Genomic DNA, 15,243 nt, shown 5'->3' with positions numbered 1-15,243 from the left:
CCACGCTGCCCCAGTCAGGACTGACGGATGCGAGGGAGCTTCAGAGCTCCCTTTTTGCATTGCCCCACAGGGACGCGCAGCGCGTGCCTGAGAGGGGGAGCGCCGGGAAGAGCGACGGAGTATGGCGACAGGCCCGGAGCGGCTGTCAGGCATGAAAAAAGGGGGCATATGCCCCCTGAACTTCTCACTCTGCAATCCGCGGATCCGGGGCCTTTGGCCCTCGTTGATCAGGCGGCGTGCTTGTTGACCGGTGTACCCGAGTACAGACGGCTGCCCACACGCACAACGATCTTGCCGTTGTCGAGGTTACCTTCAAATGTTCCCTGAACAGAAACACTGCTTCCGATGACGATAGTGCGCAGCATGTCGTAATTTCCCCAAACCAGATTCCCTGCCCCTCAAGGTAGACTTCAATCCTTAACAAAAAGCCAATGAAAAAGACACAATCCCGCCACATTTGCGCGTTTCCGCAGCGCGGCGCGAACAAATGCCCCGGCGCAGCAATTTTTTGCGTAAAATTTTAGCAAAGATTCAGAGCCAGTCGCGCAAGATTGGTATCAGGGGTTCATCGGCAGGCGGCATCGGATAATTGCGCAGATCCGCCGCCCGCACCCAGGCCAGTTTCTGCCCCTCGCGGGGCTGAATGATGCCCTCCCACTTGCGGCAGGCAAACAGCGGCATCAGCAAATGGAACTCGGGGTAGTTGTGGCTGGCGAAGGTCAGCGGCGCCAGACAGCTCTTCCAGGTGTTGATGCCCAGCTCTTCCTGCAGCTCACGAATCAGGGCCTCTTCCGGGGTTTCCCCCGGTTCGACCTTGCCCCCCGGAAACTCCCAGAGCCCGGCGAGGGATTTCCCCTCCGGACGCTGGGCCAAGAGAATGCGGCCATCGGTATCAATCAGCGCGACGGCCGAAACCAGAAGCAGTTTCACGAGCGGTAATCCGCGTTGATGTCGATGTAGCGGTGGGTGAGATCGCAGGTCCAGACCGATTTCACGCCCGATCCAAGGCCGAGGTCCACGCCGATCACCAGCTCTTGCTGCTTCATATAGGCCGAGGCCGCAGCCTCATCATAATCCGGCGCCCGCCAGCCCTTTTCGGCCAGCACCATGTCGCCGAAGGAAATGGTGAGCAGGTCGCGCTCGGCCCGGGCACCGGATTTGCCGATGGCAGCCACAACGCGGCCCCAGTTGGCATCCTCGCCCGCAATGGCGGTTTTGACCAGCGGCGAATTGGCGATGGCCATGGCGGCGCGATGCGCGTCGGCCTCGTCGACGGCACCGGTCACCCGCACCTCAACGAATTTGGTGGCGCCTTCGCCGTCGCGCACCACCTGATGCGCCAGATCCATCATCACGCCGCGTAGGGCCTTTTCAAAATCCTTGGCCACTTTGGCGCGCAGATTGTCGATGGCCCCGGCGGTCGAGCGCCCGGTTGCGGCCACGATCAGCGCATCCGAGGTGGAGGTGTCACTGTCGACGGTGATGGCGTTGAACGTGTCATCCACCTGACGCGACAGCATCTTTTGCAGATTGGCCTGGCTGATTTTGGCGTCGGTGAAGATATAGACCAGCATCGTCGCCATATCCGGCGCGATCATGCCCGAGCCTTTGGCGATCCCGGCGATCTTGATCACGCCGCCCTCGCCTTCCACTTCGGCGCTGGCGCCTTTGGGGAAAGTATCGGTGGTCATGATCGCGCGCGCGGCCTTTTCGATGCCGTTCTGGTCCAGCGACAGCGCCAGCTCTTCGATCTTGGCGGTGATGCGCTCAAAGGGCAGCGGCTCGCCAATCACCCCGGTGGAGGAGGAGTAGACGCGGCCCGCAGGCACCCCCAGCGCCTCTGCCACCGCGCCGGTGACGGCATCCACTGCCGTCTGACCATTGCCGCCGGTAAAGGCATTGGCATTGCCCGAATTGACGATGATCGCCGCCCCGGCATTGGCGGGCAGTTTGGCCATCGCGCGGCCGGTCAGCTTGGCCTGACAATCAAGCACGCAGGCCGCGCGGGTCGAGGAGCGGGTGAAAGCCCCGGCCACAACCGAGCCCGGCGCCAGCCGCGCCAGCATCACATCGGTGCGGCCCGCATAGCGCACACCGGCCGCAGCAGAGGCAAATTCGACGCCCTGAATGACCGGCAGATCCGGGAAACGGGACGGGGCCAGCGGCGAGACCGGATTGGCCTTTTTGCCTGCCACCGGGGCCACCACTGCCTGCGGCGCCTTCAGCGCGGCTTTCAGGGTTTTCACTTTGGCCTTTTGCTTGGCCAGTTTCAGCTTCAGTTTCTTCAATCCGGCCATGGCCCGTCCCCTATCACAGCAAAAGGTGGTGCCCCGACGGGCACCACCAAAATCACGCAGCGCTGCAGCCCTGCTTATTCGCCAAAGATCGCGGTGTTCTTCAGAACCGCCGGATCGACGCCGTCAGTATTGCGCACAACTTCGGATTTCGAAACCACCTCGGTGACCTGCGCCTCGACCGCTTTCGAGCGCAGATCGCCCTCGAGCTCGGCGCGCACGTCTTCCAGCTTGGGCGCTTCGGCCAAACGGGTGTCAAAGAGCTTGATCACATGCCAGCCAAATTCGGTCTGCACCGGACCGGATACGTCGCCCGGTTTCATATCGGCCAAAGCATCGGCAAAGGGCTTCACCATCACGCTCAGCTCAAACCAGCCCAGATCGCCGCCGTTCGGACCCGAGGGGCCGGTGGATTTCATCTTGGCCTGTTCGGTGAAATCCGCGCCGCCGTCGATGGCCGCCTTGACCGCTTTGGCCTCGTCTTCGGTTTTCAGCAAGATATGGGCGGCGTGATATTCGCGGCTCGGCTCGGCGCCCGCGTATTTCGCATCATATTCCGCCTTCAGACCATCCTCGGTCACCGCCTGCGACGCGGTCTTGTCGAGCACGGCCCCCGCGAGATAGGCGCGGCGATCCACTTCCATCCGCGCCTCATCCTTGGCAGAAACCGCCTTCTCACCAATTTGTGCGAGCGCCGTTTGCTGGATCAGCTGATCGAGAATGCCGTTGAACAGCACGTCATCGGGCAGGTTCTGGTATTCCGCCGGCAGGCTGCCCCGCAGAGCAACCATCTGACCGAGAGTGATTTCCTGACCATTCACGGTGGCCATGACCTTGGCCGCGGTCATGTCTTCTGCGTGAAGCGGCAGCGCAAAGCTGAGAAGAAGGGCGGTCAGCCCGGCGAACTTGGTGGAAATCGGCATCAAAGCCACTCCTGCATGGGCCGCGGACACCCCGCGGCGTTGACACTCTGGCAGCAGGCCCTTACATCGCCAAGGGTCCTGTGGAGGCTGTGCCGCCCTTTGTTCGCAGCCGTTCTAGGCAAGCGCGCAGGTGCGGGCAAGACCGCGCTTCACACGATTTGGTCAGTCGAACCCGCGGAGAAAACATGCTGGGCCTCGGAACAGTCGCGAAAAAGGTCTTTGGCACGCCCAATGACCGCAAAGTAAAATCGATCCGCCCTTTGGTGGCCAAGATCAACGCGCTGGAGCCTGAGTATCAAAAGCTCTCCGACGATGATCTGAAGGCCCGCACGGCGGCATTCAAGGAACGGATCGCGGCGGGCGAGAGCCTGGACGCGCTTTTGCCCGAAGCCTTTGCCAATTGCCGCGAGGGGGCCCGCCGCGCGCTGGGTCTGCGCGCCTTTGACACCCAGCTGATGGGCGGCATCTTCCTGCATCAGGGCAATATCGCCGAGATGAAGACCGGCGAGGGCAAGACGCTCGTCGCCACCTTCCCGGCCTATCTGAACGCGCTGGCGGGCAAGGGCGTGCATATCGTCACCGTCAACGACTATCTCGCCAAGCGGGATGCGGAATGGATGAGCAAGGTCTATGGCGCCCTCGGGCTGACCACCGGCGTCGTCTATCCCTATCAGTCGGACGAGGAAAAGCGCGCCGCCTACCGCGCCGACATCACCTATGCGACGAACAACGAGCTGGGCTTTGACTATCTGCGCGACAACATGAAATCCTCGATCGAGGAAATGTCGCAGCGCGGGCATTTCTTTGCCGTCGTCGATGAGGTGGACAGCATCCTGATTGATGAGGCGCGCACGCCCCTGATCATTTCGGGGCCGAGCCAGGACCGCAGCGACCTCTACCGCCGTCTGGATGCCTTTATCCCCGAGCTGACGCCCGAGCATTACACGCTGGACGAAAAGGCCCGCAGCGCCACCTTCACCGAAGAGGGCAACGAATATCTCGAACAGCGCCTGACCGCCGAGGGCGTGTTGCCCGAGGGGCAGACGCTTTATGACCCGGAATCCACCACCATCGTCCACCATGTGACGCAGGCTTTGCGCGCGCATGTCCTGTTCCAGCGCGATCAGCATTACATCGTGCGCGACGATGAAGTGATCCTGATCGACGAATTCTCGGGCCGGATGATGAAGGGCCGCCGCCTGTCGGACGGGCTGCATCAGGCCATCGAGGCCAAGGAAAACGTCACCGTTCAGCCGGAGAACGTGACCCTCGCCTCCGTCACCTTCCAGAACTACTTCCGCCTCTATGAGACGCTCTCGGGGATGACCGGGACCGCCTCGACCGAGGCCGAGGAATTCCTCGAGATCTACAAGCTTGGCGTGGTGGAAGTGCCCACCAACCGCCCGGTGCAGCGGAAAGACGAGCATGACCGCGTCTACCGCACCGCCCGCGAGAAGTACGAGGCGGTGATCAAGGCGATCAAGAAGGCTGCCGAGACGGGCCAGCCGACCCTGGTCGGCACCACCTCGATCGAGAAATCCGAGATGCTGTCGGAGATGCTGAAGGCCGAGGGCATCGCCCATAACGTGCTGAACGCGCGTCAGCACGAGCAAGAGGCGCAGATCGTCGCCGATGCGGGCAAGCTGGGGGCGGTGACCATCGCCACCAACATGGCGGGCCGCGGCACCGACATTCAGCTGGGCGGCAATGTCGAGATGAAGGTGATGGAGGCCCTGGCCGCCAACCCTGAGGTGCATCCGGACGAACTCCGCGCGCGCATCGAAGCCGAGCATGCCGAGGAAAAAGCCAAGGTGCTGGAGGCCGGTGGCCTCTTCGTGCTGGCCACCGAGCGTCACGAATCGCGCCGGATCGACAACCAGCTGCGCGGCCGCTCGGGCCGTCAGGGCGACCCCGGCCGCTCGCTCTTCTTCCTCAGCCTTGAGGATGACCTGATGCGGATCTTCGGCTCCGACCGTCTGGACAAGGTGCTCTCCTCGCTCGGGATGAAAGAGGGCGAGGCGATTGTGCACCCTTGGGTGAACAAATCGCTGGAGCGGGCGCAGGCCAAGGTTGAAGGCCGCAACTTTGACATCCGCAAACAGCTCCTGAAGTTCGACGATGTGATGAACGACCAGCGCAAGGCGATCTTCAGCCAGCGCCGCGAGATCATGGAAAGCACCGATCTGAGCGATGTCGCCCGCGACATGCGCCATCAGGTGATCGACGATCTGGTGGATCAATATCTGCCGCCGAAATCCTATGCCGATCAGTGGGACAGCGAGGGCCTTGTGTTGGCCGTGCGCGAAAAGCTGAACATGGATCTGCCGCTGGTGGAATGGGCTGCTGCCGAAGGCGTCGATCAGGACGACATGCGCCAGAAGCTGGAAGAGGCGTCCGACGCCTATATGGACGAAAAGGCCGCCGTGTTTGGCCCCGAGACCATGCAATCCATCGAGAAACAGGTGCTGCTGCAAACCATCGACGCCAAATGGCGCGAGCATCTGGTGACGCTGGAGCATCTGCGCTCGGTCGTGGGTTTCCGGGGTTATGCGCAACGCGATCCGCTGTCGGAATACAAAACCGAGAGCTTCCAGCTGTTTGAAACCCTGCTCGATGGTCTGCGCGGTGATGTGACCCAGCGTCTGGCGCAGATCCGGCCCCTTTCGCCGGAAGAGCAACAGCGCATGCTGCGTCAGATGATGCCGCAGGAAGCGCAGGAGGCCCTGGCCGAGGCAGAAGCCGCCGCACAGGTCACCGCACAGGCAGCCGAGCAAAGCACGCCCGCCGTTTCGGCGGCAGCGCGCCCCGGGTTTGACCCGGCGGACCCGGCCAGCTGGGGCAATCCGTCGCGCAACGATCCCTGCCCCTGCGGCTCGGGCGAGCGTTTCAAGAATTGCCACGGCCGTCTGGTCTGAGCGCAGGCGGGCTCTTAACCGCGCCCGGCCATTGCCGACACCATCCGCAGGGGCTGCCGCAAGGCGGCCCCTGTCGCATTCAGGCCCCCGCACCGGCCGCCCAAACGTCGTTAACGGGAAAGCGCCACAGCTCTGCCCCAGCTTTGCCCCGATTGCCCGCGATGCTCGGATCCGAAGCAGTCCGGAGAGCACGATGCAACAGCCACAGAGATTCGCGATGATGGGCGCCACCCTGGTGTTGGCCCTGGCCAGCGGTCAGCTGGTGCAAAGCATCGGGCCGCGTGCTGCCCCGCAGCCGCCCGCCGCGAACCCAGCCAATTGGCGTGATGCCGATATGAGCGCGGTGGTGAACATCACGCCGACCGCGGGCAAGCAGACCCCCAGCCTTGGCGAGGCCGCCCGCCTGCCCGCCCTCTCCCTGCGCCTGCCGGTGGCCGACAGCGGCATCGTGCATGCGCCCTCGGATGCCGAGCGACATTTCGACGAATATGGCCGCCTCTGCGCCGCGCCGGTCTTGCTGTTGCAAGCTGCCGCCGACGCGATGATGCAGCTGACGCTGGACGCCCCCTGCATGGGCCAGATGCCGGTGCTGCTCCACCATGCCGGGATGGATCTCGCCCTGCGCACCGATGCGGCGGGCCGGGCGCAGATGCTGCTGCCGGCGCTGGCCAGCCCGGCCAGCGTCTCCGCCGACCTTCCCGACGGCAGCCAGATCAGCGCGGGCGTCACCGTGCCCGGACTGGACGCCGTCAACCGCGTCGCCATCAGCGGCCCAGGCACCTTCATCTTCAACGCAGCCGAGGCCACCACCGCTTTTGGCGGGGCGCCGCAGCTGCAGGGCAAGTTGATGCTTCTGGGCGAGGATCTGGGCCCCGACTATCCGATGGTGCAGCTCTACAGCGGACCCGCCGCCACCACCGATGTCAGCTTCACGCTGGAGGTGCCGGTGACCGAGGAGGCCTGCAACAGCGACCTCGCGCTCTCCAGCCTGCGCATGCAGCGGGGCGGTGCCGTGGAGGCGATGCCGATCGAGATTGCCCTGCCCGATTGCGCGGCGGTGGGCGAGGCCGTGCTGCTGCCCCTGCCCGATCTGACAAGTGCAAAGCTGTCGATGGCTCTGGCCGATACTCCGGCGAACTGACCTGCTGCGCTACAGAAAGCCCGCGCCGCGAAAGCTCAGCTCATGGCTTTTGCCGATGATCAGATGGTCGTGCAGGGTGATGCCCATCACCTCTGCCGCCGTCTGGATCTGCGCGGTCATGCTGACATCCGCCTCTGACGGGGTGGGGTCGCCCGAGGGATGGTTGTGGACGAGGATGATCGCGCTGGCGTTCAGCTCCAGCGCACGCTTGACCACCTCGCGCGGATAGACCGGGACATGGTCCACCGTGCCCCGCGCCTGCTCTTCATCCGCGATCAGCACATTCTTCCGATCCAGAAAGAGCACGCGGAAGGTTTCGGTTTCGCGGTGTGCCATCGCGGTGCGGCAATAGTCCAGAAGCGCGTCCCAACCGGACATCACCGGCCGATAAAGAACCTTGGCCCGCGCCAGACGATGTGCCGCCGCCTCCAGGATTTTCAGATCCTGCACCACCGCCTCTCCCACGCCCGGCACCTCGGCCAGCCGCGTCGCGGGGGCCGAGAGCACGCGGTTGAAATCGCCAAAGGTCTCCAAGAGCTTGCGCGCCAGCGGCTTGACGTCCTGACGCGGGATCGAGCGGAAGAGCACAAGCTCCAGCAGCTCATAGTCCGGCATCGCCGCCGCACCGCCCTGCATGAACCGCTCGCGCAGGCGCTTGCGGTGGTCCTTGATGTAAGAGGGCAGATCGCGGGACCGGTCGAGCGGCACAACCTCGGCTTCGTCGCTATCCAGATCGAACAGCGGCAGCGGGCCTTCGGAAAAGGTGCGGTTGGGTGCCATGATCGCCCCAGACTGCGCCCGCATGGTTAACGAATGGTTAACACGCCAGGGGTGACGGGGACTCGCCCTTCATCCTGCCTGCTTTGCGGCCCGGTGTCAGGGCGCCCGGCGCCAACGTCCGGCGACTGCGCCCTGCAACGGGGCCCTGTGCCCGCCCCGCCCCGCTGCACGAAATGCGGCATGAAAAAGGGCGCCAGCAAAGGCGCCCTCCAACTGCTTAGCAATCCCAAGGGATCAGGGCTTCATGCCATCCCAGAAGGTCTTGACCTTCTTGAAAAAGCTCGAGCCTTCGGGGTTGTTGTCCGCCTCGATCTTCTCGAACTCGCGCAGGAGTTCCTTTTGACGGGTGGTCAGGTTCACCGGGGTTTCCACCGCCAGTTCGATCACCATATCGCCACCGCCGCCACCGCGCAGCGCGGGCATGCCCTTGCCCCGCAGCCGCATCTGACGGCCCGACTGGCTGCCCGTCGGGATTTTCACCCGGCTGCGGCCACCGTCGATCGTCGGCACTTCCACCTCGCCGCCCAGCGCGGCCGCGGCCATGCTGACCGGCACCCGGCAGAACAGGGTCACGCCATCGCGCTGGAAGATCGCGTGGTCCTTGACCTCGATGAAGATGTAGAGGTCGCCCGCAGGCCCGCCCCGCATCCCGGCTTCGCCTTCGCCCGCCAGACGGATCCGCGTGCCCGTCTCCACCCCGGCCGGGATGTTGACCGAGAGCGAACGGTCCTTTTCGATCCGGCCCGCGCCAGCACAGGAGCGGCAGGGGTTCTTGACCACCTGACCGGCGCCGTTACAGGTCGGACAGGTCCGCTCAACGGTGAAAAAGCCGCTTTGCGCCCGCACCTTGCCCATGCCCGAACAGGTCGGGCAGGTGGTCGGCTCTGCGCCGCCCTCGGCACCCGAGCCGTTGCAGGCGGTACAGGCCGCCGAGCCCGGCACGACGATGGTTTTCTGGATTCCCGCAAAGGCCTCCTCCAGCGTCACCCGCAGATTGTAGCGCAGATCCGAGCCGCGTTGCGCCCGGCTGCGGCCGCCACCAGCGCCGCCGGGGCCCCGGCCGCCCATGAAATCGCCAAACAGATCTTCAAAGACATCGGAGAATGCCGAAGCGAAATCGCCCTGCCCCGCCGCGCCATAACCGCCACGGGCCCCGCCTGCGCTGGCCCCCATACCGCCTTCAAACGCCGCATGACCATAGCGGTCATAGGCGGCCTTTTTCTCAGGATCCTTCAGAACGTCATAGGCCTCGTTCGCTTCCTTGAACTGGGCCTCTGCCTCCGGATTGTCCTGATTGCGGTCGGGATGAAGCTCTTTCGCTTTGGCGCGATAGCCTTTCTTGATCTCGTCTGCCGAGGCGCCCCGGGCCACGCCCAGGACATCGTAGAAATCACGTTTTGCCATACCGCACCCCTTTGACAAACGCCGGAGCCGGCCCGGTTACCTCCCGGACCGGCCCCTGCCGTTTGCACGCGCTTACTTGCGCTTGTTGTCGCCCAGATCCTCGAAGTCGGCATCGACGATATCGTCATCGACATCGCGTGCACGATCTTCATCGGCATCGGAATCGCCAGCTTCGGACGCGGCCTGTGCCTTGTAGATCGCTTCGCCCAGCTTCATCGCGGCTTCTTGCAGGTTGTTGATGCCGCTCTTGATCTTGCCGGCGTCGTCGCCTTTCAGCGCTTCTTCCAGCGGGTTCATCGCGAATTCGATCGCTTCCACGGTCGAGCTGTCCACCTTGTCGCCATGCTCTTCCAAGGATTTCTTGGTCGAGTGCAGCAGGCTTTCGCCCTGGTTGCGGGCTTCCACCAGCTCTTTGCGCTTCTTGTCGCCATCGGCATTGGCTTCGGCATCGCGGACCATCTTTTCGATGTCCTCATCCGACAGACCACCCGAAGCCTGGATGGTGATGTTCTGCGTCTTGCCGGTGCCTTTGTCCTTGGCGCCCACCGACACGATGCCGTTGGCGTCGATGTCGAAGGTCACTTCGATCTGCGGCATGCCGCGCGGGGCGGGCGGGATGTCTTCCAGGTTGAACATGCCGAGCATCTTGTTGTCGGCCGCCATTTCCCGCTCGCCCTGGAACACACGGATGGTCACCGCGTTCTGATTGTCCTCGGCGGTCGAGAAGACCTGAGACTTCTTGGTCGGGATCGTGGTGTTGCGGTCGATCAGACGGGTGAACACGCCGCCCAAGGTCTCGATGCCCAGCGAGAGCGGGGTCACGTCCAAGAGAACCACGTCTTTCACGTCGCCTTGCAGCACGCCCGCCTGAATGGCCGCGCCCAGCGCCACAACTTCATCCGGGTTCACACCCTTATGCGGCTCTTTGCCGAAGAAAGCGGTGACTTCTTCCACCACTTTCGGCATCCGGGTCATCCCGCCGACCAGAACCACCTCGTCGATGTCGCCTTTCGACAGGCCCGCATCTTTCAGCGCGGCCGCACAGGGCTTCATCGAGGCTTTGATCAGATCGTTGACCAGGCTTTCCAGCTTGGCGCGGGTCAGCTTCATCACCATGTGCAGCGGCGTGCCCGAGGAGGCGTTCATCGAGATGAACGGCTGGTTGATCTCGGTCTGCTGGCTGGACGACAGTTCGATCTTGGCTTTCTCAGCGGCTTCTTTCAGGCGCTGCAGGGCCATTTTGTCTTTGGTCAGATCGACGCCATGCTCTTTTTTGAACTCATCCGCGAGGTAGTTCACGATGCGCATGTCGAAGTCTTCGCCGCCGAGGAACGTGTCCCCGTTGGTCGATTTCACTTCAAAGAGGCCATCGTCGATCTCGAGGATGGTGATGTCGAAAGTACCGCCACCAAGGTCATAGACCGCGATGGTTTTGGTTTCTTTCTTGTCGAGGCCGTAAGCCAGCGCCGCTGCGGTCGGCTCGTTGATGATGCGCAGCACTTCGAGGCCCGCGATCTTGCCCGCGTCTTTCGTCGCCTGACGTTGCGCGTCGTTGAAATAGGCCGGAACCGTGATCACCGCCTGGGTGACGGTTTCACCCAGATAGGACTCGGCGGTCTCTTTCATCTTTTGCAGGATCACAGCCGAAACCTGCGCGGGCGAGAATTTGTCGCCCTTCACATCGACCCAGGCATCGCCATTGCCGCCATCAACGATGGCATAGGGCACCAGCTTGCGGTCTTTTTCGACTTCTTTATCGGTCACGCGACGGCCGATCAGACGCTTGACGGCGAAGATCGTGTTGGTCGGGTTGGTCACCGCCTGACGTTTGGCGGGCTGGCCGACCAGACGCTCATTGTCGGTGAATGCGACGATGGAGGGGGTCGTGCGCGCCCCTTCGGAGTTCTCGATCACGCGGGGTTGCGCGCCGTCCATGATGGCGACGCAGCTGTTGGTGGTCCCGAGGTCGATCCCGATCACTTTGGCCATGTTAATACCTCTTCTTACGGCGATATGGCGGGGTGCGGGTCCCATCAGGCCCCCGTCCCCCTATCCCAGGGTTTCGGTTGTCATGTTCCTGCACGGGGTCCGGGTTTCCGGAGGTCCGCACCGGCTTCTGGCGGTATATAGGGACCGGAATTTGTCCCTGCAAGCGCCCTGAACCCAAGGAATGCGTCGCATTCGGCGAAACTGTGCTTCTGCCGCCCCGGATCGGCCCCAAGCCGCCCCCGCTGCCGCATTCCGGAAATCCAACGCCGGGGGTGGCCCCTGCGGCCGGTCGCGGCGTAGGATAGGTCTCCGCCCCGCTCTGGGGAGAAGGCCGCGCCCATCTGCGGGCTGATCCCGCTGGCAGACCGCAGATGCGCTTGCAACATTTCGGGCAGGGTCGCCGCACGATGTGCCGCGCGATCCACCCGATGAAAACCCGGATGAGCCGCGATGACTGAGACCCCGCCCCTGACGCCACCGCCCCCCACCACCACCCTGCGCGGTGCCCGCTTTTACGAAGGATATCTGGATCCTGCAGCGCAGCAGGCGCTGGTGGTCACCCTGCGGGGGCTGGTGGCTGCCGCGCCGCTGTTTTCGCCCGTCACCCCGTCCGGCAAGCCGATGTCGGTGCGGATGACCTCGGCGGGGCGTTTCGGCTGGATCGCCGACCGCACCGGCTATCGTTACGGGCCGACGCATCCGAACGGGCAGCCCTGGCCCGCCATCCCCGAGAGCATCCTGAACATCTGGCGCGCCCTGTCGGGATCCCCGCGCGAGCCGGGCTGTTGCCTGATCAACTTTTATGGGGCCGAGGCACGGATGGGCCTGCATCAGGACCGCGACGAGGCGGATTTCACCCAGCCCGTCGTTTCGGTCTCGCTCGGGGATGATGCGCTGTTCCGCATCGGCAACGCCACACGCGGGGGCAGCACGCAAAGTCTCTGGCTGCGGTCGGGCGATGTGCTCGTCATGGGCGAGACGGCGCGGCTCTGCTATCACGGGGTCGACCGTATTGCCCCCGGCACCTCGACCCTTCTGGCGCAGGGCGGGCGGATCAACCTCACATTGCGCGTGGTGGATTAGACCACAGGCCGGATCAGCGCTTTGCCCCCCAGGACAGCGAAGCATGTTGCCGGGTGTAGAATTCGCCCATCAGCCCGATCATCAAAATCGTCAGCCCGACGAGGAACGGGTAGAGGATGTTGGAGTAATGCGGGTTGTAATTGATGAAGGCAAAGCCGCGCGCCTGATCGATGATGTGGAACAGGGGGTTCCAGTCAAAGATGTGCAGCATCTTGGCGCTCAGGGCATTGGCGACAAACATCTTGCCCGAGGCGATCATGTTGGCGCGGCTGTAGACAGCCTGCAAGACCCCGACCACGCTGGGCGACCAGGGCTTTGCCGCCACAATCACCGTGCCCACCGCCACCCCGGTAAACCAGGCGAGGATCAGCATGCCGAAGACGCCGGGCCAGTTCTGAATTTCAACCGGTGCCCAGGTCACATCATAAACGAACAGCACCAGCGAGATGGAGAGCACCTGGATATAGAGCGCGCCCAGTGCCGCCGACGCGATGGAGATGGCGGTGTTCATCGGCGAGTGTTTCATCATCGCCGAGGTCGGCCCCTCGGCCCCCGCCACCGCGCCCAACGCCTTGGTGTGGGTCATGAAGATGAAGATGCCGGTCATGATATAGATGACAAAATCACCGCGGATCGAATTTCGCCGCATGCCCAGAATGTCATACATGACATAAAAGCCCGCGAGCAGAACCACGGTCTGCATCATGTTCATCATCAGCCCCATGATCGCATTGCCATGGCTTTTGCGGATCGAGCGGACCGTGGAGTGATAAATCAGCTCAAGAACAGCAAACCCGGAGCCGAGGGTCGAGTTACTGCGGGCAGCGGTGAACATCTGGACGAAATCCTCTGACTCATGCGCGACGGACGACGCAAGGTGGCGATTCTCGCCCGGAAAACTTGCTGTTCCCTTGACGGGGCATCATAAGAGAGAAAAGGGCCGATTTCAATTGGCGCTCCCCGTATTGCCAGGAGTGAGAAACATGGATTTTGACCGTCTTGTCCCCATCATGCGCAAGTTGGCGCTGGAAGCGGGCGACCGCATTATGGAAATTTACAACGCCCCCGATTTTGAGGTGCGCTCGAAATCCGATGACAGCCCGGTGACCGCCGCGGATGAGGCCGCCGATGCGTTGATTTCGGCCGGGCTCCGCGCCGCCTTTCCCGACGAAGTGCTGATCACCGAAGAGCAATCGGCGACGCATGACCTGACCGCCGCCAGCTTCCTGATCGTCGATCCGCTCGACGGCACCAAGGAATTCGTGCAGCGCCGCGGCGATTTCACCGTCAACATCGCCTATGTCGAAAACGGCGTGCCGTTGCGCGGGATCGTCTATGCCCCCGCCAAGAACCGGCTGTTCTACACGCTGGCCGATGGCCGCTCGGTTGAAGAAAAAGGCAGCTTTGACAAAGAGATGCCGGGTGAGCTGACCCCGATCACCGTCTCGCGCCCCGACAATCGCGGGCTGATGGTCGTGGCGTCGAAATCGCACCGTGATGCGGCCACCGATGCCTATATCGGCCAATATGCCGTGGCCGACATGACCTCGGCAGGCTCGAGCCTGAAGTTCTGTCTGGTGGCCACCGGCGAGGCGGATCTTTATCCCCGCCTGGGCCGCACGATGGAATGGGACACCGCGGCGGGCGATGCCGTTCTGCGCGGTGCCGGCGGGGAAATGGTCCAGTTCGAGGATCACGCGCCCTTCGTCTATGGCAAGCCCGGCTTCGCCAATCCGTTCTTTATCGCCTATGCTCCGGGCGTGCTGTTGGCCAAATAATGTCAGTTCTGATCGTCATTCCCGCCCGCTACGCCTCCTCCCGCTACCCGGGCAAACCGCTGGTCGCGCTGACGGGCGCCACAGGCGTCTCCAAAACCCTCATCCAGCGCAGTTGGGAGGCGGCGATGGCGGTTTCAGGTGCCGCGCGGGTGGTGGTGGCCACCGATGATTCGCGCATTGAGGCCGAGGCGCTCGGTTTTGGCGCCGAGGTCGTGATGACCTCGGAGGATTGCCAGAACGGCACCGAGCGTTGCGCCGATGCCTATACCCGGCTGGGCGAAACCTATGACATCGTGGTCAACCTGCAGGGCGATGCGCCGCTGACGCCCGCCTGGTTCATCGAAGAGCTGGTGGCGGGTCTGCGCGCCGATGCCGGGGCCGAGCTGGCCACTCCGGTGCTGCGCTGCGAAGGGGCCATGCTCGCCTCGCTGCGGGCCGACCGGATGGCGGGCCGCGTGGGCGGCACCACGGCGGTGTTTGGCGCGGGCAACCGGGGGCTTTATTTCTCCAAGGAGGTGATCCCCTTCACCGCCGCCCCCTATGCCGCCGAAGCGCCGACCCCGGTGTTCCACCATGTTGGCGTTTATGCCTACCGGCCCGAAACCCTGCTGGCCTATCCGACCTGGACCATGGGGCCGCTGGAAAAGCTCGAGGGGCTGGAACAGCTGCGCTTCCTCGAAAACGGCCGCGCGGTGCTCTGCGTTGAGGTGGAGTCGCGCGACAGGCAGTTTTGGGAGCTGAACAACCCCAATGACGTCGCCCGGATCGAAGGGATGATGGCCGAGATGGGGCTGGAATGACCGGGGGCGCCCCGGCGCCACTCTCGTCCGGGCCGGGTGAACCGGCTCTGCCACGGGCCCAGTCTTCGGTCCAGTCAGGGGCACAGTCAGGGGCACAGTCAGAGGCACAGTTTCTGGCACAGTCACGGGCCAGTGT

Annotated in this window: 13 protein-coding genes; 5 read left to right on the top strand and 8 right to left on the bottom strand. The window is 63.5% G+C overall.

Annotated features, from left to right (window positions below; all coding sequences use genetic code 11):
* Positions 1-227: 227 nt before the first annotated feature.
* The 4 genes from ACEN2S_RS03690 to ACEN2S_RS03675 form a co-directional block, all read right to left on the bottom strand.
* Complete coding sequence (locus ACEN2S_RS03690) at positions 228-365, bottom strand: hypothetical protein (RefSeq protein ID WP_441862513.1); 138 nt, start codon at positions 363-365, stop codon at positions 228-230.
* A gap of 166 nt (positions 366-531) precedes the next feature.
* The gene (mutT, locus tag ACEN2S_RS03685) at positions 532-930 is read right to left on the bottom strand and encodes an 8-oxo-dGTP diphosphatase MutT (RefSeq protein WP_441862510.1); all 399 of its coding nucleotides are present in this window, start codon (positions 928-930) and stop codon (positions 532-534) included.
* Positions 927-2,297 (bottom strand): bifunctional glutamate N-acetyltransferase/amino-acid acetyltransferase ArgJ, encoded by a 1,371-nt coding sequence (argJ, locus tag ACEN2S_RS03680; RefSeq protein WP_441862508.1) that lies wholly within the window; start codon positions 2,295-2,297, stop codon positions 927-929. Before argJ ends, mutT begins: the two co-directional genes overlap by 4 nt.
* 74 nt (positions 2,298-2,371) lie before the next feature.
* Positions 2,372-3,217: a peptidylprolyl isomerase gene (locus ACEN2S_RS03675; RefSeq protein ID WP_441862506.1), complete on the bottom strand. Its 846-nt coding sequence runs from the start codon at positions 3,215-3,217 to the stop codon at positions 2,372-2,374.
* Positions 3,218-3,402: 185 nt separating this feature from the next.
* Here ACEN2S_RS03675 and secA point away from each other — a divergent pair, with 185 nt between their 5' ends.
* Complete coding sequence (gene secA / locus ACEN2S_RS03670; RefSeq protein WP_441862503.1) at positions 3,403-6,132, top strand: preprotein translocase subunit SecA; 2,730 nt, start codon at positions 3,403-3,405, stop codon at positions 6,130-6,132.
* Between the two features lie 193 nt (positions 6,133-6,325).
* Positions 6,326-7,273, top strand: a complete 948-nt coding sequence (locus ACEN2S_RS03665; protein ID WP_441862500.1) for a hypothetical protein — start codon at positions 6,326-6,328, stop codon at positions 7,271-7,273.
* 9 nt (positions 7,274-7,282) lie between these two features.
* Here ACEN2S_RS03665 and radC read toward each other — a convergent pair whose 3' ends face one another.
* The 3 genes from radC to dnaK form a co-directional block, all read right to left on the bottom strand.
* Complete coding sequence (gene radC, locus ACEN2S_RS03660) at positions 7,283-8,053, bottom strand: RadC family protein (protein ID WP_441862498.1); 771 nt, start codon at positions 8,051-8,053, stop codon at positions 7,283-7,285.
* 234 nt (positions 8,054-8,287) lie between these two features.
* Positions 8,288-9,457 (bottom strand): molecular chaperone DnaJ, encoded by a 1,170-nt coding sequence (gene dnaJ / locus ACEN2S_RS03655; protein WP_441862495.1) that lies wholly within the window; start codon positions 9,455-9,457, stop codon positions 8,288-8,290.
* A 72-nt stretch (positions 9,458-9,529) separates the two neighbouring features.
* Positions 9,530-11,446 carry a molecular chaperone DnaK gene (dnaK, locus tag ACEN2S_RS03650; RefSeq protein ID WP_441862493.1) on the bottom strand — a complete coding sequence of 639 codons (1,917 nt, stop codon included), beginning with the start codon at positions 11,444-11,446 and terminating at the stop codon, positions 9,530-9,532.
* Between the two features lie 450 nt (positions 11,447-11,896).
* Here dnaK and ACEN2S_RS03645 point away from each other — a divergent pair, with 450 nt between their 5' ends.
* Positions 11,897-12,529, top strand: coding sequence for an alpha-ketoglutarate-dependent dioxygenase AlkB family protein (locus ACEN2S_RS03645; RefSeq protein WP_441862490.1), 633 nt, complete (start codon positions 11,897-11,899; stop codon positions 12,527-12,529).
* Between the two features lie 13 nt (positions 12,530-12,542).
* Here ACEN2S_RS03645 and ACEN2S_RS03640 read toward each other — a convergent pair whose 3' ends face one another.
* Positions 12,543-13,364 carry an ABC transporter permease gene (locus ACEN2S_RS03640; protein WP_441862487.1) on the bottom strand — a complete coding sequence of 274 codons (822 nt, stop codon included), beginning with the start codon at positions 13,362-13,364 and terminating at the stop codon, positions 12,543-12,545.
* Between the two features lie 148 nt (positions 13,365-13,512).
* Between ACEN2S_RS03640 and cysQ the strand changes: the two genes are divergently transcribed.
* Together cysQ and ACEN2S_RS03630 are read left to right on the top strand one after the other, a co-directional pair.
* The gene (cysQ, locus tag ACEN2S_RS03635; RefSeq protein WP_441862484.1) at positions 13,513-14,307 is read left to right on the top strand and encodes a 3'(2'),5'-bisphosphate nucleotidase CysQ; all 795 of its coding nucleotides are present in this window, start codon (positions 13,513-13,515) and stop codon (positions 14,305-14,307) included.
* Positions 14,307-15,107, top strand: a complete 801-nt coding sequence (locus ACEN2S_RS03630; protein ID WP_441862481.1) for a 3-deoxy-manno-octulosonate cytidylyltransferase family protein — start codon at positions 14,307-14,309, stop codon at positions 15,105-15,107. Before cysQ ends, ACEN2S_RS03630 begins: the two co-directional genes overlap by 1 nt.
* Positions 15,108-15,243 lie beyond the last annotated feature (136 nt).

Origin of the sequence: Phaeovulum sp. W22_SRMD_FR3, from assembly GCF_052113705.1 — a bacterium.
Lineage (GTDB): Bacteria > Pseudomonadota > Alphaproteobacteria > Rhodobacterales > Rhodobacteraceae > JBGQOG01.
The sequence above is the reverse complement of the archived record's forward strand: the minus strand, read 5'-3'. Positions and strand labels throughout refer to the sequence as shown.